This is a genomic window from Acidovorax sp. JMULE5 (assembly GCF_013376875.1).
Classification (GTDB): Bacteria; Pseudomonadota; Gammaproteobacteria; order Burkholderiales; family Burkholderiaceae_C; genus Acidovorax; species Acidovorax facilis.
The window spans coordinates 974,634-1,000,797 of sequence record NZ_CP035951.1 but is presented as its reverse complement, the minus strand read 5'-3'; the positions used below and the strand labels follow the sequence as shown (position 1 = coordinate 1,000,797).

Annotated in this window: 22 protein-coding genes; 10 read left to right on the top strand and 12 right to left on the bottom strand. The window is 66.3% G+C overall.

Annotated elements, in window-relative coordinates; all coding sequences use genetic code 11:
• Positions 1-241: 241 nt before the first annotated feature.
• The 8 genes from EXV95_RS04575 to EXV95_RS04540 form a co-directional block, all read right to left on the bottom strand.
• Complete coding sequence (locus EXV95_RS04575) at positions 242-1,864, bottom strand: sensor domain-containing diguanylate cyclase (protein ID WP_176885975.1); 1,623 nt, start codon at positions 1,862-1,864, stop codon at positions 242-244.
• A gap of 171 nt (positions 1,865-2,035) precedes the next feature.
• On the bottom strand, positions 2,036-4,174 hold the full coding sequence (locus tag EXV95_RS04570) for a TonB-dependent receptor domain-containing protein (RefSeq protein WP_176885974.1): 2,139 nt from the start codon (positions 4,172-4,174) through the stop codon (positions 2,036-2,038).
• Positions 4,175-4,453: 279 nt separating this feature from the next.
• A complete protein-coding gene (locus EXV95_RS04565) occupies positions 4,454-4,936 on the bottom strand; it encodes a hypothetical protein (RefSeq protein WP_255484919.1) in 483 nt (160 codons plus the stop codon).
• A 46-nt stretch (positions 4,937-4,982) separates the two neighbouring features.
• Positions 4,983-5,588 carry a DUF3299 domain-containing protein gene (locus EXV95_RS04560; protein ID WP_121420164.1) on the bottom strand — a complete coding sequence of 202 codons (606 nt, stop codon included), beginning with the start codon at positions 5,586-5,588 and terminating at the stop codon, positions 4,983-4,985.
• Positions 5,589-5,735: 147 nt separating this feature from the next.
• Complete coding sequence (locus EXV95_RS04555) at positions 5,736-5,987, bottom strand: hypothetical protein (RefSeq protein WP_176885973.1); 252 nt, start codon at positions 5,985-5,987, stop codon at positions 5,736-5,738.
• Between the two features lie 59 nt (positions 5,988-6,046).
• Positions 6,047-7,285 carry an ABC transporter permease gene (locus EXV95_RS04550; protein WP_176885972.1) on the bottom strand — a complete coding sequence of 413 codons (1,239 nt, stop codon included), beginning with the start codon at positions 7,283-7,285 and terminating at the stop codon, positions 6,047-6,049.
• Positions 7,282-7,965 (bottom strand): ABC transporter ATP-binding protein, encoded by a 684-nt coding sequence (locus tag EXV95_RS04545; protein ID WP_176885971.1) that lies wholly within the window; start codon positions 7,963-7,965, stop codon positions 7,282-7,284. The genes EXV95_RS04550 and EXV95_RS04545 overlap by 4 nt, the downstream gene beginning before the upstream one ends.
• Positions 7,962-8,387: a Fur family transcriptional regulator gene (locus tag EXV95_RS04540; RefSeq protein ID WP_176885970.1), complete on the bottom strand. Its 426-nt coding sequence runs from the start codon at positions 8,385-8,387 to the stop codon at positions 7,962-7,964. Before EXV95_RS04540 ends, EXV95_RS04545 begins: the two co-directional genes overlap by 4 nt.
• Before the next feature lie 274 nt (positions 8,388-8,661).
• Here EXV95_RS04540 and EXV95_RS04535 point away from each other — a divergent pair, with 274 nt between their 5' ends.
• Entirely contained in the window at positions 8,662-10,962 is a 2,301-nt protein-coding gene (locus EXV95_RS04535; RefSeq protein WP_176885969.1) for an IPTL-CTERM sorting domain-containing protein, read from the top strand.
• 3 nt (positions 10,963-10,965) lie between these two features.
• Here the strand turns inward: EXV95_RS04535 and msrA are convergent, their stop codons facing one another.
• Complete coding sequence (gene msrA, locus EXV95_RS04530; RefSeq protein WP_176885968.1) at positions 10,966-11,502, bottom strand: peptide-methionine (S)-S-oxide reductase MsrA; 537 nt, start codon at positions 11,500-11,502, stop codon at positions 10,966-10,968.
• Positions 11,503-11,597: 95 nt separating this feature from the next.
• Between msrA and EXV95_RS04525 the strand changes: the two genes are divergently transcribed.
• Genes EXV95_RS04525 through EXV95_RS04500 form a run of 6 tightly spaced genes read left to right on the top strand, consistent with a single transcriptional unit; the run spans position 11,598 to position 19,240 of the window.
• The gene (locus tag EXV95_RS04525; RefSeq protein WP_176885967.1) at positions 11,598-12,320 is read left to right on the top strand and encodes a TetR/AcrR family transcriptional regulator; all 723 of its coding nucleotides are present in this window, start codon (positions 11,598-11,600) and stop codon (positions 12,318-12,320) included.
• A gap of 2 nt (positions 12,321-12,322) precedes the next feature.
• Positions 12,323-13,510 (top strand): efflux RND transporter periplasmic adaptor subunit, encoded by a 1,188-nt coding sequence (locus EXV95_RS04520; RefSeq protein WP_176885966.1) that lies wholly within the window; start codon positions 12,323-12,325, stop codon positions 13,508-13,510.
• Between the two features lie 24 nt (positions 13,511-13,534).
• Complete coding sequence (locus EXV95_RS04515; RefSeq protein WP_176885965.1) at positions 13,535-16,717, top strand: efflux RND transporter permease subunit; 3,183 nt, start codon at positions 13,535-13,537, stop codon at positions 16,715-16,717.
• 41 nt (positions 16,718-16,758) lie between these two features.
• The gene (locus tag EXV95_RS04510) at positions 16,759-17,472 is read left to right on the top strand and encodes a protein-L-isoaspartate O-methyltransferase (protein ID WP_176885964.1); all 714 of its coding nucleotides are present in this window, start codon (positions 16,759-16,761) and stop codon (positions 17,470-17,472) included.
• A gap of 31 nt (positions 17,473-17,503) precedes the next feature.
• Positions 17,504-17,845 carry a rhodanese-like domain-containing protein gene (locus EXV95_RS04505; RefSeq protein WP_121420154.1) on the top strand — a complete coding sequence of 114 codons (342 nt, stop codon included), beginning with the start codon at positions 17,504-17,506 and terminating at the stop codon, positions 17,843-17,845.
• Positions 17,846-17,902: 57 nt separating this feature from the next.
• Positions 17,903-19,240, top strand: a complete 1,338-nt coding sequence (locus tag EXV95_RS04500) for a TolC family outer membrane protein (protein ID WP_176885963.1) — start codon at positions 17,903-17,905, stop codon at positions 19,238-19,240.
• A 27-nt stretch (positions 19,241-19,267) separates the two neighbouring features.
• Here the strand turns inward: EXV95_RS04500 and EXV95_RS04495 are convergent, their stop codons facing one another.
• From EXV95_RS04495 to EXV95_RS04485, 3 genes are read right to left on the bottom strand one after another with little or no spacing between them, the layout of a single operon-like run.
• The gene (locus tag EXV95_RS04495) at positions 19,268-20,608 is read right to left on the bottom strand and encodes a 3-deoxy-D-manno-octulosonic acid transferase (protein ID WP_176885962.1); all 1,341 of its coding nucleotides are present in this window, start codon (positions 20,606-20,608) and stop codon (positions 19,268-19,270) included.
• A 20-nt stretch (positions 20,609-20,628) separates the two neighbouring features.
• Complete coding sequence (locus EXV95_RS04490; protein ID WP_176885961.1) at positions 20,629-21,405, bottom strand: carbon-nitrogen hydrolase family protein; 777 nt, start codon at positions 21,403-21,405, stop codon at positions 20,629-20,631.
• Positions 21,406-21,464: 59 nt separating this feature from the next.
• Positions 21,465-22,853, bottom strand: coding sequence for a phosphomannomutase/phosphoglucomutase (locus EXV95_RS04485; protein ID WP_176885960.1), 1,389 nt, complete (start codon positions 22,851-22,853; stop codon positions 21,465-21,467).
• Between the two features lie 157 nt (positions 22,854-23,010).
• Between EXV95_RS04485 and EXV95_RS04480 the strand changes: the two genes are divergently transcribed.
• The 3 genes from EXV95_RS04480 to EXV95_RS04470 all read left to right on the top strand — a co-directional run bounded on the left by EXV95_RS04480 (position 23,011) and on the right by EXV95_RS04470 (position 26,149).
• A complete protein-coding gene (locus EXV95_RS04480) occupies positions 23,011-24,594 on the top strand; it encodes a DNA-3-methyladenine glycosylase 2 family protein (RefSeq protein ID WP_176885959.1) in 1,584 nt (527 codons plus the stop codon).
• A gap of 65 nt (positions 24,595-24,659) precedes the next feature.
• Positions 24,660-25,226 (top strand): methylated-DNA--[protein]-cysteine S-methyltransferase, encoded by a 567-nt coding sequence (locus tag EXV95_RS04475; RefSeq protein ID WP_176885958.1) that lies wholly within the window; start codon positions 24,660-24,662, stop codon positions 25,224-25,226.
• The gene (locus EXV95_RS04470; RefSeq protein WP_055401926.1) at positions 25,223-26,149 is read left to right on the top strand and encodes a DMT family transporter; all 927 of its coding nucleotides are present in this window, start codon (positions 25,223-25,225) and stop codon (positions 26,147-26,149) included. Before EXV95_RS04475 ends, EXV95_RS04470 begins: the two co-directional genes overlap by 4 nt.
• Positions 26,150-26,164 lie beyond the last annotated feature (15 nt).

Sequence of the window (26,164 nt, the reverse complement as noted above, 5' to 3'; positions counted from 1 at the left end):
TGCGCAGGGTTTCAGTTGCTATCAATACAGTAGCTGCTTGCGCTTGATGGCTAAGCGCACAAGTCCGAAAACATGTTCGATTGCCAGCATCCAATGGAGACATCAGGCATCAGGCAGCAATCACCCGCTGGTCCCAGGCAAAAGCGCACTGGAAGCACCCCAGCGAAACCACCGAAAACCAGAAGGGGACGAGGAAGGCAAGCCATGCGACAGCCTCGCAGGCAATTGCCCCTGGCACGCCTTACTGAAACACGCACACGCCCAATGACTGACTTTTGGCCTGGTACATGGCGGTGTCTGCAGCGCGCAGGTAGTCGTCGACCGTCGCCAGCCTGGATGCACTGCTGACCAATCCGATACTCGCACCACTGATTACGGTGTGCCCGCCAATCACGTAAGGTACTTCCAGGGCTGCAGCAATCTGCTCCGCGCGTTGGCTGGCTTCAGTGGGATCAATGGACTCCAGCAGCACATTGAACTCGTCGCCACCCATGCGGGCGACCAGATCCACCGCCCGCACGCAGGATTCGAGCCGCCGCGCCACCTGTTGCAATAGCTGGTCACCCACATGGTGCCCGTAGCAGTCATTGACGGCCTTGAACCCGTTGAGATCCAGCAGCAGCACGGCGAACATCGTGGCTCCGTCGCGTGTGGGCACGCCACCACCGTTCACCACCTCGTTCTGGTGCAGCGCGATGAGTTGCGCGAGGCGATCGCGGAACAACGGCCGGCCGGGCAAGTTGGTCAGCGCATCGTAGGAACTGCCACGCTCGGCCAGATCGCTCAACGACCCCGCCATGCGCACGGGAACACCCTCTTCGAACTCGGCGAGCCCGCGCCAATTGACCCACACCAGCCGCCCTGCTCCGTGGAACGCGCGGAAGTCCACCGAAAAGTTCGGGCTGTTTCCCGATAGGTGCCTGCGGTAGGCCTCCTGCACGCGCTCGCGATCCTCGGTATCGATGAGCTGCTCCAAAAAGCGCCAGCCTCCGTCATGCACAAGATCGGCGCTACCCAGTCCGACGATCTGGAGAAAACGCCCGGACACATGCAGCGCGTCCGTTCGCAAGTCCCAGTACCAGATACCGTCATTGGATCCGCGCGTCGCCAGCGAATAGCGGTTTTCGGAGCGCAATAAATCGAGTTCAGTGTTCTTCTGCTGGGTCACGTCGATCATCAGGCCGATCATGCGGTTCGGCCGCCCCGGCTCGACCACTGCACGGCACAGATCACGCACCCACACGACCTTGCCGGACTTGGCAATCAGCCGATAGCTCATCTCGTAGGCATGGCTGTGCGTGGCGTTGTATGCGGCATCGTCGATGCGCAGGGCCTCCTCCAGATCGTCGGGGTGTACATGCGCCCGCCAGAAGCCCGGGTCAGCCCGCCACTCCTCGACGGAGTAGCCGAACAAGCGCTCGACCTGCGGGCTCAGGAAGGTATTGCCCACGCCGATTTCAGCTTCCCAAACCACGCCGTCAATGGTTTCCAGCAAGCGCAGAAAGCGCTGGCGAATTTCCACCAGCACCTGTTCGGTGACCTCGGTGATCTCGATCAGGACACCCTGGCGGCTGATCACCCGGTCCGCCGCATCCGTCTCCGGGTGGAGCTGCAGACGCACCCAGCGATAGTCCGCGTCGGCAAAGCGCAAGCGGAACACCGGCATGCCCGAGCGCATGGTGCCGATGTCGTCGGGATGCACGAATTCCAGCAATGACCTGCCGAGCGCCACCGCCACGGAATGGCCGGTGAGCTTGTGCCACGCCGGGTTCAGATAGGTGATCTCCCACAGCGCATCGGTTTGCACCACCGCCTCGGGTAACAGTTGCAGCAGTTTTGCGGATGGCGTGGGAGTGGGGGGCATGCAGGGCTGTTGCAAAAAAAGGGAGCGAAATCAACCACGTGAGATCAAGTATGGCACGGGTCCCGGGCATTTAAGCCCCCTTGGTTTCGGTGGTTTGGGACAGCCAAACAGCGCAAGCCAGCAACGCCCTCCCCCGCCGCTGGCTCGCTCACATCATGACGGCATCACCCGTCAGAACGCCACTTTCACCCCCACCGTCAGACTCCGCCCCATCAACGGCGCCGCATTCTTGATGAACGAGGTGTGCGCATACGCCAGGCGGTCCGTCAGGTTGTTCGCCTTCAGGTACACCTGCCACGGTGTGCCGGTGCTGAACTGGCCGTTGTAGCTGACGCCCAGGTTCAGCATGCCGTAGCCGGGAGTGGCGCTTTCAAACTCGGCCACGCGGTTCTGGCGGGCTACCTGGACCCATTCGACCTGGCCTTCCCAAGCTTGCCAGTTGGCGTCCAGGCGGATGCCCGCGCGGGTGGCGGGGATGCGCGGCAGGCGGCCGCCGCCTGCGTCGAGCGTGGCGCGAACGGTGTCGCCGAACAGCGTGATGCCCAGGTTGCGGTTCAGACGCTGGCGCACCTGGCCTTCGATGCCGGTGAAGGTGGCTTCGGCCTGGCTGTATTGCAGCAGTTGCAGGCCATCCACTTCATCGAGCGTGCGGCCGTAGATGTAGTTGTTGATGCGGTTGCGGAAGATGCTGACGCCAAAGGTGGTGTCGCCGCTGGTCTTCTTCAGGCTCACGTCGATGTTCTGCGAGATCTCGGACTTCAGGTCGGCGTTGCCGCGCTCATACGTGCTGGTGGCCATGTGCAGGCCCTTGGCATACAGCTCTTCGGCCGAAGGGGCGCGGCTGGCGCGGGTGAACGAGGTGCCGACCTGGTAGCCGGGCGTGAACTTCCACACCGCGCCCAGCGATGCGGAGGTGCCGTTGTGGCTGCGCTCGATGCCGCTGGTTTGCGCTTCGGCCGTCTGGCGGTCGTGGCGCAGGGCGGCTTCGAAGCGCCAGTCGCCCAGGCGGTATTCCTCCAGCGCGAAGAAGCCCAGCTTGCGGGTGATGGTGGGCTCCACGTAGGCCTCTTCGCCGTCGGCGCTGAACTTGCGCTGCGAGGTCTGCAGGCCGATCAGGCCCTTGAAGCCTGAAATGGGCTCGTGCTGCAGCTCGATGCGGGTTTCGTAGGCCTTGTTCTTGAAAGTGGTGCTGATGGCGCCGTCTTCGACTTCGTCGTGCACGTAATCCGTCACGCCCGCGCGAAGGCGCAAGGCCGAGAAGCCGGCGAAGGGGTTGCGCAGCTCGCCGCGGATGTCGAAGCGTTCGCTGCGCAGGTCCACCACAGGCACGTCGCCATGTTCTTCGGCGCCGTGGTCGTGGCCGTCTTCCTCCTCTTCGTGGGCGCCGCAGTGCAGGTGGTCGCCGTGCGTGTGGCAGCCTTCAAAGCTGTGGTTGTGGCCCGGCAGGCCGTATTTGGCGGTCTGGCGGGTGTAGGCGGCGCCCAGGTAGCCGCGCTCGCCCACCCACGACAGGCCGACGCTGCCGGTGTCGGTGCGGTTGAAGCTGCCCAGCACCTTGCGGGTGGGTTCGCCCTCGGGCGCCCAGCCCTTGCCCACGCGGTAGTCGCCCGCATCGCGCGCCACGCCTTCCACATGCACGGCCAAGTTGCCAGCGCCGCCGGTCAGCGAGAAGGCACCTGCTTTTTCACGCGCACCGGAGTTGGCGCGCAGCTCGGCGCTGCCCTCGTAGCCCTTTTGCGGGACAGCCGTGGGGATCTTGCCGTCGAGCACATTGACCACGCCGCCCACGGCGCCGTTGCCGTAGACCAGGGCCGAGGGGCCGCGCAGCACTTCGATCTGTGTGGCCAGCAGTGGCTCGGATACCACGGCGTGGTCGGGGCTGATGGTGGAGGCGTCGTGCAGCTCAGCGCCGTCGCTCAGCACCTTGACGCGCGGGCCGTCCATGCCCCGGATGATGGGGCGGCTGGCGCCAGCGCCGAAGTGGCTGCTGGTGATGCCGGGCTCGCTGTTCAGCGTTTCGCCCAGGGTGGCCTCACGGCGGCGCACGAGTTCATCGCCTTCCAGCACGGTGACCGGCGTGGTCATCTCATTGGCGCCCAGTTGCAGGCCGCTGGCCGAGACGGTGACGGGCGGCAGGCTGGCGGGGGCCGCAGCGCTGTTATCGGCAGGTGCTGCCACCGGCGCGGTCTGCGCGTGCGCCACGCCGGTGCCCGTCAGCGCCAGCATGGCGGCCAGGGCCACGGGGTGGAGGGTGGGACGGGCGCGAAGAACAGCAACGGGGCGGCGAGGTTGGGATGTGGTGTGGGTCATGGTGCGGTGTGGCAACGGGTGCTTGAGCGTTTGCGGGTACGCATGCGCAGGGGCGTGGGGCATGACCGGTGATGGCGGGGCCGGCACGCAGATACATGGCTTCCACGCCCTGGGCATGAAAATTTGACTAAAAATGGCCGCCAGCGCTGTCTATCAAGCGCGAGCAGCTATGAAATAAGGAGTAAATGGGCAAAGCGCGATAGCGCAGCCCTGCAAGGCCGGGCAAGGTGTTGGCGGCCCTGCCCGCGATGCGGTGGGCGCGTATGCGATTTGCTGCGGTCAGGCCGTGGGCGGGCCACGCGCCTGGAACAGCGCAACGTGCGGGGCCGTAGAGCGCCCGGCATGTTGTACCGGCGATGCCTGCGCGGGCACCAGGGTGGGCAGCGCCGAGGGGGCGCTGTGCAGTGCATCGCCCAACGCAAGCTGGTCGAGCAAAAGGCAGTCCACGGCCGCGTGGGGGACCAGGAGCAGTGATAGCAGCCCGTGGGTGTGGTCTGCCTCGGTGGACGGGGCCGCGTCCTCATCCGCTGCCAGCGAAGCGGCTGCGAGCCTGTGGTGTGCGTCGGCTTGTTGCGCAGCTTGCACCGCGTGGCCGGCACGCATCTGCTGCAGCGCCCCCGCATGCTCCACCTGGTGCAGGCGCCCCAGCGTGGGCACCACCACCAGGGCCAGCAGCAGCCACGCCAGGGCGGCCTGCGCGGGCAGTTGCTGGCGCAGGCGGCGCCACAGCGCGACCAGTGGGGTTGGAAACAACGGGGTCACAAGAGGGACAAGGAAGGCAGCGGGATCGGGGAAAAAGGCGGAGGAATTACTTCACGGGCACCGCGTCCACCACGCGGTAGTACAGGCCATATTGGTCGTTGGGGAGCACGGTGAACTTGCCCTCCACCACCACCGGCTCCAGCGAATAGCGCACGGGCGTCTTGGCCTTGACCTCGACCATGCTCTCTGGCCCGCCCGGCGTGCAGAACGAGCAGGTCATTGGCACGGAGGTGAGCAGAAAGTGGGTCTGCGTGGGCTTGGCATCCAGCGGCACCATGAAGCCCTGGATGCGCTGCGTGGTCTTGTCCATGCCCTTTTGCGCGTCGTTGAACACGGGCAGGATGCCGTCCTTGGTGGTCTTTTTGGTCAGGTCGGTCAGCACGGACCACGGCACCACGTCATTGCGCTGGGGCAGCGGCGCAATGGGGCTGTTGGGGCTGTGGTAGCCCGCCCCGCTGCCCGACGCAACGCCCGATGGCATGGCGGTGCCCGCGCCCGCAGGCAAAGGGGACGAGAGCGCGGGTGCGGTGGTGGGCGCGGCACCGGGCGTTTTTCCGGTCGCGCGTTCAAACTCCCCCGGCGCTGGTTTGCCCGTGGGCGCAGCGGTCGGCGACTGTGCGAGTACGGCCCCAGTCCAGGCAAGCACCACCATCGCACAGGCGCGCCGGGCAGTGCGGGTGCGGCTGGCTCCGGCATCGGGTTGTGCAGTGGGATGACGGTGAGTGGGGTGGATTGCCATGGCGGGAAACCTGATCTGTAGCGTTTTCAGAAATGGTAGCGGGCCTGGAGGCCCATCGCCTCAGTGCGCGTGCTTCATGCCGCAGTATTTGCCAATCGCCAGACCCTTGCAGGCAGTCTGGAGTTCCTTCTGGCAGACGTCCTCGCCCTTGCCGGATTCGAGGCACTTGGCGGCGGCCTCGTGGGCGGCGGCCATGGCGCGGTGGCGGGCGATGTCTTCTTTGGTCTCTTTGTCGTTGTGGGCTTGGGCGTGCGCCAGGGCGCCGATGAGCAGCATGGGGGCCAGGACGAGTGCGGTGAGGAGCTTTTTCATGGAAGGCCTTTCAGATTGGTTGGTGGACGGTTTTTAGAGGTCAGAACTCGATGGCTGCATCAGGGCTGGCTTAACAGGTCGGCCACGTCCGTGCGGTACGCCTGCATGGCGGGCAGCAGCGCCGCCAGCGCCGCCACACCGGCGGCCATCAGCGGCACACCCGCTTCGGCGGGCAGCCAGATGAGGCCGGTGACAGGCAGCAGCCCCTGCGCCTGCAATGCCCAGCCCAGGCCATGGGCCAGGCCGTGCCCCAGCAGCAGGCCCAGAACAGACGCCATCGCGGCCAGCCACAGGGCCTCCCACAGCACCAGCCCCGCCACGCGGCCCGGGGGCGCGCCCAGCATGCGCAGCATGGCCAGGTCGGCGCGGCGCTCGCGCACGGCGTTCCACAGCGCGATGAAAACGCTGAGCGCGGCCACCGCCAGCAGCACGCCGCCAAAGGCGCGTAGCACGTCGGCCCCCACGCCCAGCAGGCGCATCAGGCGGGTGACCTCGATGGCGGGCGCCGCTGCCTGCATGGCGGTGTCGCTGTTGATCTGGCGCGGCAGTGTGATGGCGGCCATGGGCGTGCGGTAGCGCACCAGGGCCACGGTCACTTCGCGCTCTTCTTTCAAGATTTCCAGGTCCTCGGCATCAGTGGCCGTGGCCGTCTCGTGCACCATCCAGACGGATTCGGTGCTGGTCAGGATCAGCCGGTCGAGCACGCAGCCGCAGGGCGCCAGCACGCCGCTCACGCGGTAGGGGTGGTCGCCGTGTGCATGCCCTCCTCCCCCCAGCCCATGGCTGCCCACGAATGTGGCGCCCACCAACGGTGCACCACCATGGTCGGCTTTGACGATGCTGCGGGCGACCGTGGCGCCCAGCACCGCGTCCATGGGCTGCTGCCACAGCGCGCCCTTGGCAAACTGGACTTCATAGTGCAGCAGATAGTCGGGCGTGGTGCCCACGATGCGAAAGCCCTGGTAGCTGTCGCCCAGGCTCAGCGGTATGACCTGCGCCACCAGCGGGTTCTTCTGCAGCGCCTGCACTTCTTGCAGGGGGATGTTGCCCGTGGGTACGTCGATGTGGAACACGCCCGCCAGGATGAGCTGCAGCGGGCTGCCCTTGGCGCCCACTACCAGGTCGATGCCGCTCAGATCACGCTCAAACGCCTTGTCGAGCTGCGTGGCCACCAGCAGCACCAGGGTGATGGCGGCCAGGCCGAGCGTCAGCACCAGCAGGTTCAGCACCGCGGCCAGCGGGCGGGACCACAGGTAGCGCCATGACAGACGCGCCAGTTTGAAGACTCCTGAATTCATAGCTGCTCGCGCTTATCCATCAAGCGCTGGGCGCCGATTTCATTCAAATCCAGCGTTTGCACACCGGCCAGGGCTTGGACCACACGCTGGTCGTGCGTGGCAATCACCAGGCTGGCATCGCAGGCGGCGGCGCTGTGCTGCAGCAGCGCCAGCGCGTCTGCGGCGGCCTCGTCGTCCAGGCTGGCCGTGGGCTCGTCGGCCAGCAGCACCTGCGGCGCCAGCAGCACGGCCCGCGCCAGCGCCACGCGCTGCGCCTGCCCGCCCGAAAGCTGGTGCGGCTTGCGGTCGGCCAGCTCGACCACCCCCACCTGCGCCAGCGCACGCGTGATGGCGGCATCGTCGCGTGGCAGCCCGGCCGCAAAGTAGACCAGCGCCAGGTTGTCGGCCACCGTGAGCGCGCTGCTGAGGTAGAGCTTTTGCGGCAAAAAGCCAATGCTGCGCGCGCGCCAGGCATCAATCTCGGCCCCGCGCTGCGTGCCCAGCTGCGTGCCCGCCACAAACAGGTCGCCCCCGCTGGCTCCGCGCAGCCCGGCCATCAGCGCCAGCCAGGTGGACTTGCCCGAGCCCGAGCGCCCGCGCAGCAACAAGGTGCCGCCCTGGCGCAGGTCCACATCGGGGAAGCGCAGCGGCGCGGCGCCGCCCGTGGCATAGGTGTAGGAAAGGCCTCGGGTGCGGATCATGCGGCAGCGCCCCCGGCCGGGTGGGCGCATTCAGCACATCGGCCGTGCACGGCAATGTCCACCGCCAGGCTCTCATGCCCGGCCGTGGCCAGCGCCTGCAGCACCTGCTTGAGGGCGGTCTGCACCTTGGCCGATCCCTGCGAGAGGCGGAACTGGCGGTGGCAGTCGTCGCATTCGAATCTGGGGGCTGTGCCCTCTTCGCCTTGGGGTGCCAGTGCATACCGGGTCACGCGGGCAGCGTCCACCTGCTTGTGCAGCAGGCCAGCAGCGGCAAAGCGGTCGAGCAGCCGGTAGACGGTGACTTTGTTGACGGGGGCGCCAGCGGTGGCGAGGGCGGCTTCTACTTCGGGTTCGGTGAGTGCCGCGTCAGGACGTGCTTCATACAGAGCCGCCAGTGCCCGCGTGGCGCGGGTGGCGCGCATGCCTGGGGGGAGCGACCAAAGGCGGTGTGGGGATGAAGAAGCGGTGTTGGGCATTGTGCTGCGATGGGCGGGCAAGGCTTGTAACGCAATTAGGTTGCATTATGCAGTCATGCCGAGGCGAGAGTGCAACACGGAGGTATGTCCTTCCGCAGCAAGGCAGACAAAATAGTCGCGCTCATGCTTTACTCGCGCGTCAAAAAGCCACTCCCATTAAAGGTGTCTTGTGCAACGGTTGACTATTTCTCGTTGGTTCGAAGGTTCTCTGCGCAGCTGCATGCTGGTCTTGTTCCTGGCGTTCTTGGTGGTGCAAGGCGCCTGGGCACAGCCGGTCGTGACTTACCTCACCCCGATGACTCCGAACTCCCCCTCGCCACAACGAGCGCCCAATGGCACTGCTGCATACACATACCTGCGCGCGGTGTTTATCGTGCCAGCGCAGGAGCTGCAAGAAGTGCATGCCAACGTGACTTTGCAAAGTCTGGGATTTTTACTGAGCAACGGCACGAATGCCGATCCAGGCACCCCAGCACAGGGCAGTTTCAGGCTCTACCTGCAAAACACAACTGACTCTGCCAATTTGAAGCCCACCGACTGGGCCAGCATCGTCGCAGGCATGACAGAGGCCTACAACGGGACATTTGTGATTCCTTCGGGCAACTCCCCCGCGACGGTGGAACTACCGACTGCGGGCTTTACCTACTCGGGAGCAGGCCTTTACGTGGCTTACGAATACACGGGGACATCATTTGCCACTCAGCCCGCAATGTACGCCTCAAACACAAGCATCCCGAGCAGCATCTTCAACATCTCATCCGCCAGCGCCATGCCGCCTGATCTCAGCTTTTCCAGCTCTTTCAGGCCTCAGCTGCAGCTTCGGTATGCCAACCCCCATCCGAACGACCTGAACGTGGAGTGGCTTTCAGGCATGGCGTATCCCAACAAACTGTGGGGCAACCCTTCAGTTTTCATTTCGATGAAGAACGGTGGTGCCAACGATCAGTCAGCATCGCCGGTCACGGTGCAACTCACGGGAGCAAATGTGTCCAGTGCCGGTGTGGATGCTGGACCGATCCTTGCAGGGGCAACCACCACCACAAGCCTCACGCTCAACGCTCCGAATACAGGGCTGCAAACAGTGACAGCGACAGCCCCTGCCGACGACTATTTGCCTAACAACCAGAAGAGCCTTGCCCAAAACATCAGTTGTGACGCCATCGCCTATGCGGGGCTTCAAACGCCCTCTGGCAGCGTCGGTTTCGACATTGGGACGGGCATCCTTGCCGTTCGATACACCGCGCCTGGCGCTCCCATCCTTGTAGACAAGGTGTTTTTCACCCTGCACAACGACGGTGGCAATGTGGGCCGAACCCTGGAAGGCAGAGTCCTGGACGGAAACGGCCAGATCATTGGAACGTCCGCGCCACGGGTCACAACGATACAAGACCTGGGGCAGCGTGTGGAGCTGGCACTCCTCACCCCCGTCCGCGTCGAGCCGGGAGTGGATTTCTATGCGGGTGTTCTGCAGATGGCGTCCGCCCAAGGGTACAGCCCGGTGGCAACAGAATCTCCGACTGGAACGGCGGTGCCCGCCAACCGGTACTTTCTCGCGAACGCCGCTGGTGGCTCGTTGCAGAGCGAGACCAACTCGGGCGAGTTCCAGATCGGCGCCAATGTGCGCGCCGCTGTCGATTGGCTTGGCAGTGCTCCCGTGGCGGCGCCCTATGGAGTTTCCCAGACCTTGACCGCTGCAGCTGGCTTCTCCAGCTACCGCTTTATCGTGAACGGCACAGCTCAGCAGCAGGGTGCCAGCTCCAGCTTCACCTATGCACCGAGCCAGGGCGACGTGGTAGGTCTGGAGGCCACGCTCAATGGCTGCGACTACCCTGCCGTCAATATTGCTCTGCAGACCATGCCCGTGCCTCTGGTCCTGAGGGCCAACGATCTAAGCAAGGTTTATGGGCAGACGCTGGCCCTCAATGGCACGGAGTTCAGCGCAACCGGACTGCAACTCGGAGACACCGTGGGCAGTGCTGCGATCAGCAGCTCAGGGGCCACGGCGGGGGCGTCCGTGGTAGGCGGTCCTTACCCGATTCTCATTTCCAATGCTGTGGGTGGTACGTTCGCTCCCGCCAACTACACCATCAGCTACCAGCCAGGCCAGCTCACAGTGGCTCGGGCAGCCACGGCCATCACGACCGCCCCGCCCACGGCCCCGACCGCAGGCCAGCCGGTAACACTGACCGCAAATGTTGGCGTCATCAGTCCCGGAGCGGGAAACCCCAGCGGCACTGTCATGTTGAGTCTGGGGGGGCAAAGTTGCACGGCACTGGTCACTGGCTCCACGGCCAGCTGTGACGTGACGCCGGTCTACGGTGGTTCCTTGCCTTTGCAAGCGAGCTATGCAGGCGATGGCAACTTCAGCGCCAGTGCCGCGCCTGTTCAAAACATCCAGGTCCAAGGGGACCCTGCGCCGTCTGCAGTGGCGATTCCCACGCTCGCTCAATGGAGTACCGCAGCCTTGTCTGCGCTCCTTGCACTCTTTGGCCTCGCATTCGCCCGGAGGCAGCAGCGCTGACGGTCAATTTTTAAGATACCGCGCAAACGTCTTCCTGAACTTCTCCACCTTCGGCCCCACCACAAACGCGCAGTACCCCGCGTTCGGGTTGTTCGCAAAGTAGTCCTGGTGATACGCCTCGGCCGTGCTGTAGTTGTCCAGCGGCTTCACCTCGGTGGTGATCGGCGCACCAAACAGCTTGTCTTGCGACATCTGGCGAATCATGTCGTTGGCAATGTCACCGTGCGCAGGGTCTTCGTAATAGATGCCGCTGCGGTACTGGGTGCCCACGTCGTTGCCCTGGCGGTTGAGGGTGGTCGGGTCGTGGGTGTGGAAGAAGATTTCCAGGATCTCCTCCAGGCTGATCTCGTCGGCGTCAAACGTCAGGCGCACCACCTCGGCGTGGCCGGTGTCGCCCCGGCAGATCTGTTCGTAGCTGGGGTTCAGCGTGTGGCCGTTGGTGTAGCCGCTTTCCACGTCGGTGACGCCGCGCACGCGGTCGAACACGGCTTCGGTGCACCAGAAGCAGCCGCCGCCCAGGGTGATGGTTTGCAAAGTCATGGTCGTCCTTGGGTTCAAACTTGACCATTATGAATTGACGCCCTATCCCGTGCTTGCTACATTACTAACCGGTCAGTCATTAACGAAGCCCTTCCTTGCCTCCCACCTCCCTTCCCCTCACCGCCTCCGTCGGCACCAAACGCGAGCGCCGCAAGGAAGCCCGCCCGGGTGAGCTGCTGGAGGCCGCGCTGGACCTGTTTGTCGAAAAAGGGTTTGCCGCGACACGGGTGGATGAAGTGGCGGCGCGCGCAGGCGTCTCCAAGGGCACGCTGTTTTTGTATTTTCCCAGCAAGGAAGAGCTTTTCAAGGCGGTGGTGCGCCAGAACATCGCGGGCCGTTTTGAAGAGTGGCGGGATGAGCTGGATTCCTTTGTGGGCACCACCAGCGATCTGCTGCGGTACTGCTACCAGGTGTGGTGGGAGCGCATCGGCGCCACCAAGGCCTCGGGCATCACCAAGCTGATGTTCAGCGAGGCCCAGAATTTCCCGGAGATCACCGAGTTCTACCAGCAGGAGGTGATTCTGCCAGGGCAGGCGCTGATCCGCCGCATCGTCGAACGCGGTATTGAGCGCGGCGAGTTCCGCCCCGTGCCCTTGGACTACATCGTGCATGTGGTTCTGGCGCCCATGATCTTCCTCATGATGTGGAAGCACTCGGTGGGGGCCTGCATTCCAGACTCGCTGGGCCTGCGGCCTGAGTTGTACATCGATGCCCAGATCGACAATGTGCTGAACGGGCTGCTGGTGCGGCCCGACCCTTCTTCTCCCGTGCCCTCCCCCTCTCCCACTTCTTTTGCGCCGCCCTCACGCGGCTCCTGACCATGAAACGCTGGATTCCCTGGATGGTGGCAGCCGTCGTTGTTGTCTTGCTCGGCGGCGGCGTGTGGCGGGCCATGGCGGCGCGACAGGCGCAGCAAAAGGCATTGGCCGAAACCACGGCCCAGCGCGCCCAGGCGCCGCTGCAACTAGCAGCCCAAGAGGTGTTGCCGGTGCGGCGGCAGAACCTGGCGCTTGGCGTGCCCGTATCGGGCGCCTTGCGGGCGGTGGACTCGGCCATGGTCAAGGCGCGCGTGGGCGGTGAGTTGCAGGGGCTGACGGTGCGCGAAGGCGACAGCGTGAAGGCCGGGCAGGAAGTGGCCCGCATCGACCCCACCGAAGCCCGCGCCCGCCTGCGCCAGGCGCAGCAGCAGGCCGATGCCGCCAAAGCCCAGGTGGATATCAACCAGCGCCAGTACACCAACAACCGCGCGCTGGTGGACCAGGGCTTTATCTCGGCCACGGCGCTGGTCACCTCGCAGGCCAGCCTGGAGGCGGCCCAATCCAGCTACCAGGCCACCGTGGCAGCGGCCGACGTGGCCCGCAAGGCACTGGAAGACACGGTGCTCAAGAGCCCCATCAGCGGGCTGGTGGCGCAGCGCCTGGCCCAGCCGGGCGAGCGCGTGGCGGTGGACGCCCGCATCATCGAGGTGGTGGACCTGTCGCGGCTCGAGCTGGAAGCGCTGCTCAACCCGGCGGATTCCGTGGCGGTGCAGGTGGGCCAGAAGGCGCAGCTCACCATTGAGGGCATGCCCGCCCCGGTGCCTGCCACCGTGGTGCGCATCAACCCCAGCGCCCAGGCAGGCAGCCGCACGGTGCCCGTCTACCTGCGGGTTGAGCAAGCCCCCGGCGCCACGCCGCTGCGGCAAGGCTTGTTTGTGCAGGGAACGCTCGATACCGGGCGGGCCGACGTGCTGGCCGTGCCGCTGGACGCCGTGCGCACCGACAAGCCCGCCCCCTACCTCCAAACCTTGAAAGATGGCCGCGTAGTCTATGCACCCGTCAAGACCGGCACCCGCGCCGTGGTGGGCGGCCAGACCCTGGTGGCGGTCGAAGGTGTGCCCGAAGGCACGGTGGTGATTGCGGGCCGGATCGGCCTGCTGCGCGAGGGCACGACCGTGGCGGTGGCTGCATCAGCTGCGACAGCCGCTGCTGCACCTGCATTGGCAGCGGCCTCCCGCGCTGCTCCCTGATCACCCTGACTACCCCGCCCCGCCATGTGGTTCACCAAAGTCAGCCTCAAAAACCCCGTGTTCGCCACGATGGTGATGCTTGCCATCGTCGTGCTGGGCCTGTTCTCCTACCAGCGCCTGAAGGTTGACCAGTTTCCGAACATCGACTTCCCGGTGGTCGTGGTCACCGTGGACTACCCCGGTGCGTCGCCTGAAATCGTCGAGAGCGAAGTCACCAAGAAGATCGAGGAAGGCGTCAACTCGATTGCAGGCATAAACGCCCTGACCTCGCGCAGCTACGAAGGCACGGCCGTTGTCATCATCGAGTTTCAGCTCCACATCGACGGCCGCAAGGCCGCCGAGGACGTGCGCGAGAAGGTGGCCACCGTGCGCCCCCTGCTGCGCACCGAGGTCAAGGAACCCCGCGTGCTGCGCTTTGACCCGGCCAGCCGCGCCGTGTGGTCGCTCGCGGTGCTGCCGGACGAAAAATCCGGTCGCAGCGCTGTCGAGCTGACCACCTGGGCCGAGCAGATTCTGAAGAAACGCCTGGAAAACGTGCGCGGCGTGGGCGCGGTGAACCTGGTGGGCGCCACCAAGCGCGAGATCAACATCTACCTGAACCCGCAGGCGCTCGAAGCGTTTGGCGTGACCCCCGACCAGGTGGCGCAGGCCGTGCGCAACGAGAACCAGGACCTGCCCGTGGGCTCCATCCGGTCCCTCGCGCAGGAGCGCGTGGTGCAGATCGACGCCCGCATGGAGCGGCCCGAGGACTTCGGCAAGATCATCGTCGCCCGCAAGAACGGAGCGCCCGTCCGGCTGGACCAGGTCGCCCGCGTCAACGACGGCGCGCAGGAGGTGGAGAGTCTGGCCCTGTACAACGGCCAGCGCACGCTGCTGCTGTCGGTGCAGAAGTCGCAGGGCGAAAACACCATCGAGGTGGTGGACGGCCTGAACGCCGCTGTGGTGGAGCTGAAGAACCAGCTGCCCCCCGGCGTGCGGCTGGAGACCATTGGCGACAGCGCGCGCCCGATCCGCGTGGCGGTGAACAACGTGCGCCAGACATTGATCGAGGGGGCCATCCTCACGGTGCTGATCGTGTTCCTGTTCCTGAACTCCTGGCGCTCCACCGTGATCACCGGGTTGACGCTGCCGATTGCGCTGATCGGCACGTTCCTGTTCATGAACATGTTTGGCTTCACCATCAACATGATCACGCTGATGGCGCTGAGCCTGTGCGTGGGGCTGCTGATCGACGATGCCATCGTGGTGCGCGAGAACATTGTGCGCCACGTGCAGATGGGCAAAGGCGCCTACGCAGCCGCGATGGACGGCACGCAGGAGATTGGCCTGGCGGTGCTGGCCACCACGCTGTCCATCGTGGCGGTTTTCATGCCCATTGGCTTCATGGGCGGCATCATCGGCAAGTTTTTCCACGAGTTCGGCATCACCATCGTGGCGGCGGTGATGATCTCGATGTTTGTGAGCTTCACGCTCGACCCCATGCTATCGAGCATCTGGCACGACCCGAGCATCCACGCCCACGGCCAGAAGACCGTGCCCGTCACCTTCTACGACAAGACCATTGGCCGCGTCACGGGCTGGTTCGACCGTGCCACCGATGCATTGGCCGAGGGTTACCAGCGCATCCTGCGGTGGTCGCTGGTGCACAAGCTGACCACCATGGCCATTGCGCTGGCCATCTTTGTGCTGAGCATCTTCATGGTGCCGCTGCTGGGCACCGAGTTCGTACCCAAGGCCGACTTCTCCGAAACCTCGCTCAATTTCTACACCCCCGTGGGTTCGTCGCTGGAGGCCACCGAGGCCAAGGCCCAACAGGTGGAGGGCATCCTGCGCGAGATGCCGGAGGTGCGCTACACACTGGCCACCATCAACACCGGCAGCGCCCAGGGCAAGATCTACGCCAACATCTACGTGCGCCTGGTGGACCGCAAGGACCGCAGCCGCAGCGTGGACCAGATGTCCGACGTGCTGCGGGAACGCCTCAAGACCGTGCCCGGCATCACCATCACCCACGTGGGCCTGCTGGACGCCGTGGGCGGCAACAAGCAGGTGGAGTTCTCGCTGCAAGGCCCCGACCTGCAGGAGCTGGAGCGGCTGACCAAGGTGGTTACCGAAAAAATCCGCGACATTCCCGGGCTGGTGGACCTGGACACCAGCGCCAAGCCCAACAAGCCGGTGATTGCCCTGGAGGTCAAGCGCGACGTGGCGTCTGACCTGGGCCTGTCGGTGGCGCCCATGGCAGCATCGCTGCGCACCCTGGTGGCAGGCACCACGGTGGGCAACTGGCGCGCCCCGGATGACCAGACCTACGATGTGAACGTGCGCCTGGCCCCCGAAGCCCGCACCCAGCCCGCCGACCTGGAGCGCCTGCCCTTTGCGCTGGCGGCCACCGACGGCACTACGCGCATCGTGCGCCTGAACCAGGTAGCGAGCGTGACCGAATCCACCGGCGCCAACCAGATCAACCGCCGCGACCTGACCCGCGAAGTGGCGGTGAACGCCAACGTGGCAAAGCGCTCGGCCGGTGAAGTGTCGAACGACATCAAGAAGGCGCTGGAGAGCGTCACCTTCCCGCCCGGCTATCGCTACCAGTTCAGCGGCTCCACCAAGAACATGGCCGAGTCCTTTGGCTATGCCATTTCGGCCCTGGCCATGGCCATCATCTTCATCTACATGATCCTGGCGAGCCAGTTCAAGAGCTTCTTGCAGCCGCTGGCGCTCATGACCTCGCTGCCGCTCACGCTGATTGGCGTGGTGCTGGCGCTGTTGATGTTTCGCTCCACGCTGTCGATGTTCTCCATCATTGGCGTGGTGATGCTGATGGGGCTGGTCACCAAGAACGCCATCTTGCTGGTGGACTTTGCCATCCGTGCCCGCGAGGAGCACGTGAACGACGAGGGCCAGACCGTGCCCGGCCTGCCCCGTTCCGACGCCTTGCTGCTGGCTGCCCGGGTGCGGCTGCGCCCCATCCTGATGACCACTCTGGCCATGATCTTCGGCATGGTGCCACTGGCGTTCGCGTTGTCCGAAGGCTCGGAGCAGCGCGCGCCCATGGGCCAGGCCGTGATCGGCGGGGTCATTACCTCTTCCCTCTTGACCCTGGTGGTGGTGCCGGTGGTGTATTGCTACATGGACGACTTGGCCCAGTGGGCCCTTCGCAAGATGGGGCGCGCCCCGGCAGCGCCTAAAATCGAAGGTTTGTCCTGATCGTCCCGATCGGCCTTGCATCTGCCCCACGGAGAAATCCCATGAACCTGCCCCTGAACACGTCCGCCAACATCAGCGACCCTATTGCCCAGGCCCGCTACAACATGATCGAGCAGCAGATCCGCCCCTGGAATGTGCTCGACGCTGACGTGCTCGACCTGCTGGCGGTGGTCCGCCGTGAAGACTTTGTTCCCCCGGCCTACCGCAGCCTGGCCTTCATGGACATCGAAGTGCCCCTGCTGGGCAATGACGCCGAAGAAGCCGTGCGCCTGGGCCACAGCATGCTGCAGCCGCGTGTCGAGGCACGCATCCTGCAAGACATGCAAATCCAGCCAACAGACCGCGTGCTGGAGATCGGCGCAGGTTCGGGCTACATGGCCGCCCTGCTGGCCGCCCGCGCCGAGCGTGTGGTGTCGCTCGAAATCAACCCCGAACTCGCCGAAATGGCCCGTGAGAACCTGCGCGACGCGGGTGTTCAAAACGCCGATGTGCGCCTGAACGACGGCGCCCGCGACGCCATTCCCGACGGCCCGTTCGACGTGATCGTACTCAGCGGCTCGGTGGCCGAAGTGCCCACCTCCCTGCTTGCGCTGCTGCGTGACGGCGGCCGCCTGGGCGCCATCGTGGGCGGCGAGCCCGTGATGCGTTTCACCCTGACCCGCCGCACCGGCGACCGTTTCGAGACCACCTCGCCTTGGGACACCATCGCCCCGCGCCTAGTGAACTTCCCGGAACCTTCCGGCTTTACGTTCTGACCCTGTTGTTCGGCTTTCTTCGGAGTTCTGCATGATCGATCACGTCCGCCCCGCCCAGCTGTCTGCCTGGTTTGCCGCCGCACCCGAAGGCAGCCAGCCCCTGGTGCTGGACGTGCGCGAACCCTGGGAGCTGCAGACCGCCAGCGTGCGCGCCGACGGGTTTGAACTGGTGGCCATCCCCATGGGCGAATTGCCCGGGCGACTGGCCGAGTTGGACCCCGCCCGCCCCATTGCGTGCCTGTGCCACCACGGCGCACGCAGCCTGCGGGTGGCATCGTTCCTGCAACACAACGGGTTTGAACAGTTGGCCAATATCACCGGTGGCATTGATGCCTGGTCGCACGAAAACGACCCCACCGTGCCCCGCTACTGATCACGCCCCCTGGCACCCGCTCTCCCATCGAACCGCAGACTCTTCCGAAGGACCCCCATGACACCGTTTCGGCCCCTCTCCCTGTCACTTCTGTCCCTGGCCTTGGGCGTGGCGCTGAGCGCCCCGGCGCACGCCCAGAGCCTGCTGGAGCTGGTGGAATCGGCACGCACCTATGACACGACCTGGCAGTCGGCCCGAGCCCAGCTCGATGCAGCATCCCGCCGCGCCGACCAGGCCCGCGCCGGCCTGCTGCCCAGCGCCGCGCTCACCGCCGGACTCAGCCGCGCCAATGTGGAACTGAGCCGCCCGCCTGTGGAGAACACCGGCACCACGCAGACGGTGGGCGTGCAGGCCTCGCAACCGCTGTACCGCCCCGCCAACCGCATCACGCTGGAGCAAGGTCAGCGCGGCATTGACGTGGCCCAGGCGCAGCTGGACGCCGCCACGCAAGACCTGCTGGTGCGCGTGAGTCAGGCCTACTTTGACGTGCTGGCCGCGCAGGACACCCTGACCTTCGTGCAGGCGCAAAAAGCCGCCGTGTCGGAGCAACTGGCCTCCGCCAAGCGCAACTTCGAGGTGGGCACCACCACCGTCACCGATTCGCGCGAGGCCCAGGCCCGCTACGACCTGGTGGTGGCCCAGGAAATCGCAGCCGAAAACGACCTGCGCGTGAAACGCCTGGCACTGGACCAGCTGGTGGGCATCACCGGCACCAAGCCCCAGCCGCTGGCGCTGCCCGTGCAATTGCCCACGGTGCAGCCGGACAACGTGACCACCTGGGTGGACACCGCACGCGACCAGCAGCCCGGCGTGCGCCAGGCCGCCATCGCGCTGGACATTGCCCGCCTTGAAACCAAGAAGGCCGAAACCGGCCACCTGCCCACCCTGGACCTGCAGGTGGGCTACAACGTCACGCGCAACCCGAACGGCACGATCACGTCGCCCGGCGTGAACAACCGCACCAACAGCGCCAGCGTGGGCGTGGCCTTCAATCTGCCGCTGTTTGCCGGATTTGCGGTGCAAAACCGCGTGAAGGAAACCCTGGCGCTGGAAGAAAAGGCCAGCGCCGACCTGGAGACCACGCGCCGCAATGTGGCCCAGGCCACGCGCGCCGCCTTCTTTGGCGTGCAGTCGGGCCAGGGCCAGGTGCAGGCCCTGGAGGCCGCCGAAGCCTCCAGCCAGAGTGCGCTCGATGCCAACAAGCTCGGTTACCAGGTGGGCGTGCGCATCAACATCGACGTGCTCAATGCCCAAAGCCAGCTCTTCCAGACCAAGCGCGACTTAGCCCAGGCCCGCTACAACGTTCTGCTCGGCACGCTGAAATTGCGCCAGGCGGCGGGCACGCTGACGCAGCAGGACATTGAGGCGATCAACGCGTTGCTCATCAAGCCCTGACGGGGTTGGTGGACGGGCCGCGTAGGGCTACCCAGCGGCTTGCAGCACGGCCTGCACCGCCTGCGCCGTAGCCCGTGCCGCCCCCCGGTGCGCCGTGGCAAAACGGCTGGCACGTTCGCTGGCCGCAGCCTGCTCAGGAGCATCCGTCGCCAATTGGGCCGCTAGCGCCATGCCTGCGGCCATGTCGGGCACGCGCTGCGCGGCACCTGCCGCGCAGGCCAGCTCGGCCGCCTCGGCAAAGTTGAAGGTGTGCGGCCCCAGCACCACGGGGCAGCCGCAGGCGGCGGCCTCGATCAGGTTCTGGCCGCCCAGGGGGGCAAAACTGCCACCCAGCAAGGCCACATCGGCCAGGCCGTAGTACAGCGCCATTTCGCCCAGAGAATCCCCCAGCCACACGTCGGCCGCCTCGGGTTCTGCCGCCCAGTGGCTGCGGCGCGATACGGTGAGCCCAGCGCGCTGGAGCAGCTGTTGCACCTCGTCAAACCGCTGGGGGTGGCGCGGCACGATGAGCCATTGCACGCCGCTTGCTACATTATTTATAGCTGTTTGCGCTTGACTGGCATGCGCTAGAGGCTGTTTTGGCTTGAGGTTTTCGAGCCACATGGCCTCCTCGCCCTCCCGGCTGCTGGCCAGAAGCACCACGGGGCGCCCGGTTTGGGCGCGCCAGGCACGACCCTGGGCGATCTGGCGGGCATCAGGCACCACGTCAAATTTGAGGTTGCCAAACACGCCGCGCACCGGGGCGCCGATGGCCCGCAGGCGGGTGGCGTCGCCCTCGGTCTGGGCCCAGGCAGCGGTCAGCCCCCCATAGGCGGGCCGGGCCAGCGCTGCCAGGCGCTGGGCCTTGCGCAGCGACTTGGCGTTGAAACGCGCGTTGGCCAGCACCAGCGGCACCCCGCGCTGCTGGCAGCCCGCCACCAGGTTGGGCCAGACCTCGGTTTCCATGAGGATGCCGATGGCCGGGCGAAAGGTGCGCAGAAAGCGCGCCACGGCGCCCGGTGTATCCCAGGGCTGCCACACTTGCACGTCGCCGGGCAGCAGGAGCTTTTCGCCCTCGGCCCGCCCGGTGGCCGTGCCGTGGGTGAGCAGCAGGCGCATGCCCGGAAGCTGCTCACGCAACTGGGCCAGCAAGATGGCGGCGGCGCGGGTTTCGCCCAGCGATACCGCGTGGACCCAGACAAACTGGCCTATCGGATCGACGCTGTGGTGCGACACCATGCTGTCCATGGGCACCGGATAGCGACCAAAACGCTCGCCCACCGCATGGGCATAGCCAGGTTCGGCCACAGCGCGGCGGCGCAGCTTGCGGCGCAGCAAGGGCTGCGCGCACCAGGTCACCAGCGAATACAGGGCGCGGGCAGCGTTCATGCGGGGGATCGATCAGCGGATCAGCCGACCAGCTCCACCACCCCGCCAGTCCAGCCGCTGTCGCCCCGTGCCGCCCACACCAGGCTGGGGCTGTCATCGGGCGCGGCTGCCACGCAGTGGCCACCGGGTGCCCAGAAGGCACTGCGGCCAGCGCTCACGTAGCCACCGGAATGCCCGCTGTAGTTGGCCACCAGCACCGCCATGTCGTGGTCGCGGGCATAGCCTTGCAGCAGGGTCGATTCGGCTTCATAGGCTTTCTCGGAAATCAGCACGCCCGCCGCGTAGAGCGCGGCGCCCGCATTGCTGGCGGCCAGGGCGTGTTCGGGGTGGGTGATGTCGGCACACACGGCCAGCGCCGTGGGTTCACTGGCCAGCAGCAGCACCTGGGCGTCGTCGGTGCCAGCACTGGCGAACTGCTCCTCGCTGGGGTGCAGGTGGCGCTTGCGGTACAGCGCCACACTGCCGTCGGCCCCGAGCACCCAGGCGCCAATGGCGGGCAAGGCGCCCGCCATCACCGGCGCAGCCGGGGCGCCCACCACCAGAGTGATGCCATGTTGCTGGGCAGACTGCCGCAAGGGAGCCAGAGCGGGATGGTCGGCCGACAGCACGTTGGCCGCCAGCAGCTTCGGTTCATACCCCGTGAGCGACAGCTCGGGAAACACCAGCACCAGAACACGTTCGTGCACCGCCGCCCGCACAAAGGCCAGGTGCGTTTGCACGTTGCGCGCCACATCACCCGGCACCGAGGGCGACTGGGCAGCGGCAACACGCAAGGGGGTGGACAGTGACGGTTTCATGCGGGACGGTTCAACAACAAAAACGGAAAGAGGGGCGCGGCGGGTTCGACGATACGGCGTCAGTGGCTGGCGGCGCCCACGTGCGCATCGGGCTTGACCCGGTGCAACAGGGCCAGCATGGCCGCTTCGATGCGGGCCAGGGCCTCGGTGGTGTGGCCCTCAAAGCGCAGCACCAGCACCGGCGTGGTGTTGCTGGCACGGATCAGGCCAAAACCGTCGGGCCAGTCCACGCGCAGGCCATCGATGGTGCTGATCTGCGAGGGCGCGGCAAAGGTCTCTGCAGCCAGGGCCTGCAGCTCGGCCGTGAGGCGGTGGGGTTCGCCCTCGGCGCAGGCCACGTTCAGCTCAGGCGTGGAGAAGCTGGTGGGCAGCGCGTTGAGCACGGCGCTCGGGTCGTTGGACTTGCTCAGGATTTCCAGCAGGCGGCAGCCGGCGTAGGTGCCGTCGTCAAAACCATACCAACGCTCCTTGAAGAAGATGTGGCCGCTCATCTCGCCGCCCAGCGGGGAGTTCGTCTCCTTCATGCGGGCCTTGATGAGCGAGTGGCCGGTCTTGTACATCACCGGCACGCCGCCAGCGGCCGCAATGGCAGGCGCCAGGCGCTGGGTGCACTTCACGTCGAAGATGATCTCGCCGCCGGGCACGCGCGAGAGCACGTCTTGCGCAAACAGCATCATCTGGCGGTCGGGGAAGATGTTGGTGCCGTCCTTGGTCACGATCCCTAAGCGGTCGCCGTCGCCGTCAAACGCCAGGCCCAGCTCGGCGTCGCTGGCCTTCAGGGCCTCGATCAAGTCACGCAGGTTCTCGGGCTTGCTCGGGTCGGGGTGGTGGTTGGGGAAGTTGCCATCCACCTCGGAGAACAGCTCGATCACTTCGCAGCCCAGGGCGCGGAAGATGTCCGGCGCCGAGGCGCCCGCGATGCCGTTGCCGCAGTCCACCACGATCTTGATCGGGCGGGCCAGTTTCACATCGCCCACGATGCGTTCGCGGTACGCGGGCAACACATCCACATGGCGCACCGAGCCGCCGGGCAGCAGCTGCCAGGTTTCCTGCTCCATGGCGCGGCGCAGGGCCTGGATTTCTTCGCCATAGATGGCGCGGCCGTTCAGCACCATCTTGAAGCCGTTGTAGTCCCTGGGGTTGTGGCTGCCGGTGACCTGGATGCCGCTGGCACACAGCGTGCTAGCTGCAAAGTACAGCAGCGGCGTGGTCACCAGGCCCACATCGATCACCTCAATGCCCGCCTCCACCAGCCCCTGGATCAGCGCACCCGAGATGGCCGGGCCCGACAGGCGCCCGTCGCGCCCCACCGCCACGGTGGTCTGCCCCTCGGCGCGGGCTGCCGTGCCAAAGGCCCGGCCCAGGCCGAGAGCAACTTCTTCGTTGAGCGTGGACGGCACAATGCCGCGGATATCGTAGGCTTTGAAAATGGCGGGTGTGGGCTGCACGCAGGGGCCTTTCGCGTAGGGAGTTGGGCTGTTTTTGGAAGTCCGCTGCATTGTAGGCGCGCCCTCCGGGGGTACTGGGGGCAAACCCGGGCGGTGGGCTGAGGCACATGTCCGAAAACGGCCAGTGAAAGCACCCCCGGCTCCTATGATCCAGCCCATGAATCCGCCCTCCACCGCCACCCCATCCGTTGCCCAGGCCCCTGACACCGCCTTGGACGAAGGCCGCTACCTGGCGGTGCTGGCGCGGGATGCACGGTTTGACGGGCATTTCTTCACGGCGGTGACCTCCACCGGCATCTATTGCCGCCCCGTGTGCGCCGTGCGCACGCCCCGGCGCGAGAACTGCCGCTTTTTTGTGCTGGCCGCACAGGCCGAGAACGCGGGCTTTCGCCCCTGCCTGCGCTGCCGGCCCGAGCTGGCGCCGCAGGCGCTGGTGTGGTCGGTGCAGGACGCCAGCGGCATCCTGGTGCAGCAGGCCGTGCGCCTGCTGGATGCGCCCGACCTGTGGCCCGCCCCATCCGCACCGGGCGAAGGCAGCGCCACAGTGGCCCGGCTGGCCGAGCGCCTGGGCGTGAGCGACCGGCACCTGCGCCGCATTTTTGAGGCGGCCCTGGGCGTATCGCCGCTGCAATACCTGCAGACGCGCAGGCTGCTGACCGCCAAACAGCTGCTCACCGACACCCCCATGCCCGTTACCCAGGTGGCGCTGGCCAGCGGCTTTGCGAGTGTGCGGCGCTTCAATGCGGCGTTCTCGGGGCACTACGGCCTGAACCCCACGCAGCTGCGGCGCAGCGGCACCACCGCAGGGACGCAACCCACCAGCACCTTGCGCCTGGCCTGGCGCCCGCCGTTTGATGTGCCCGCACTGCTGGCCTTCTTTGAACGGCGGCAGTTCCACGGTGTGGAATGGGTGCTGGCGGAGGAGGCCACGCTGCGGCGCACGGTGCGTCTGCCCGCTTCCTGCACCGGCCTGCCCGGCGAAACCACGGGCTGGTTCAGCGCACGCTTTGATGAGGCCCGCCACCAGGTGCTGCTGCAGACCAGCGACAGCCTGTACCCGGTGCTGCCCCTCGTGATCCGCCGCGTGCGCGCCATGCTGGACCTAGATGCCGACCCGGCCGCCATCAACGCTGTGCTGCACCCGCACTTCCCCCAGGGCGATGGCCTGCGCGTGCCCGGAGCATTCGACGGCTTTGAGCTGGCCGTGCGCGCCGTGCTGGGCCAGCAGATCACCGTGGCCGCTGCGCGCACCCTGGGACAGCGGCTGGTGGAGCGGCTGGGTGAGCCCATCGAAACGCCCTGGCCCGGGCTGAACCGCCTGTTCCCCACCGCTGCCACGCTGGCAGCGGCCGACGGCGACACCCTGGGCCAGCTGGGCATCGTGCGCCAGCGCCAGGCTGCCATCGTGGCGCTGGCCCGCGCCGTGGATGGCGGCACGCTGGCCTTGCACGCGGGCGCCGACGTGGCCAGCACCACGGCCGCGCTGTGTGCCCTGCCCGGTATTGGCGACTGGACGGCCCAGTACATCGCCATGCGCGTGTTGCGCTGGCCCGATGCGTTTCCGGCCGGGGATGTGGCGCTGCACAAGGCCCTGGGCGTGCAGGGGCACAAGAACCCGGCCCGCGCCGCAGGCGAGGCCTCGCAGGCCTGGCGGCCCTGGCGCAGCTACGCGGTGCTGCGCGCCTGGGCAGCGGGCACGCCGGCGGGTGCAGTGCCACCTGTTTCATCACTATCAAAATAGGAGCTTCTTGCGCTTATCCAACAAGCGCTGGAGGCCAATTCCATCTAAAAATCGTTCATTCAGTCATGCAATTTCACCCCCACACCGTGCAAATGCGCACCTCCACCGCGCTGGGGCCCGTGCGCCTGGCGGCGTCGCCCGCCGGCTTGGTCGGCGTCTGGTTTGAAGGCCAGCGCCACGAGCCCAGCCAGCGGCTTCATGGCTCCACGGCCTGGGCTGACACGGCGAACCACCCCGTGCTGGAGGAAGCCGCCCACCAGCTCCAGCAGTACCTCGCCGGGCAACGTGCGGGGTTTGACCTGCCGCTGGACCTTTCGGGTGGCACGCCGTTTCAGCAGGCTGTGTGGCGTGCCTTGCTGCTCATCGGGCGGGGCGCCACCACCAGCTACGGCGCCTTGAGCCGCCAGCTGGGCCGCCCCCTGGCCGTGCGCGCAGTGGGCGCCGCCGTGGGGCGCAACCCGATCAGCGTGGTGGTGCCCTGCCACCGCGTGCTGGGATCGGACGGCAGCCTGACGGACTATGCCGGTGGCCTTGATCGCAAAGCGGTCTTGCTGACGCTGGAAAATGCGCTGCCCTCCACCTCCCCCAACACTTCCAACGCACCCAACTCTTCCCGCAAAGGACATGCATGAACAGCCCCGGCAACCAGCCCGTTTCCACCTGGATCGGCGAATTCATCTTGCTGGCGGCGCTGTGGGGCGCGTCCTTTCTGTTCATGCGGCTGGGCGCTTCCGACTTCGGCCCTCTGCCCACGGCCGGGCTGCGCGTGGCGCTGGCCACGGTGTTCCTGTGGCCCATCATGCTGCGCCAGGGGCACTGGCCTGCGCTGCGCCAGCACTGGCGGCCCATCCTGTTTGCGGGGGTCATCAATTCGGCCATTCCATTTGCGCTGTTTTCCTGGGCTGTGCTGCACATTGCCACGGGCCTGACCTCCATCCTCAACGCCACCGTGCCGCTGTTTGGCGCGCTGGTGGCCTGGATGTGGCTGGGTGACCGCATCAACCGCCTGCGCTGGGCGGGCCTGGCGCTGGGTTTTGTGGGGGTGGCGCTGCTGGCCTGGCGCGCCCCTGCGGGCACCGGGTTCAAGAGTGACAGCGCCGAATGGGCCATTGCCGCCTGCCTGTTGGCTTCGAGCTTCTACGGGCTGTCGGCCAGCTTTGCGCGGCGCTACCTCACGGGCATTCCACCGCTGGCCACCGCCACCGGCAGCCAGCTGGGCGCGGCGCTGGGACTGGCCCTGCCCACGCTGTGGTTCTGGCCTGCGCAGATGCCGGGCCTGCGCGCCTGGGGCGCCATCATTGCCATTGCGGTGCTGTGCACGGGCATTGCCTACATCCTGTACTTTCGCCTCATCGCCAGTGCCGGCCCCAGCCGGGCGCTGGCCGTGACCTTCATCACCCCCGTGTTTGCGGTTTTGTACGGCACGGTCTTCCTGGGCGAACGCATCACGCCCTGGATGGTGGGCTGCGCCGTGGTCATCGTGTGCGGCACATTGTTGTCAACCGGACTTATCAGGACACTCAGGCCCGCCCTGCCCGCCTCAGAACGGCCCTAAACTTGGCCCATGGGG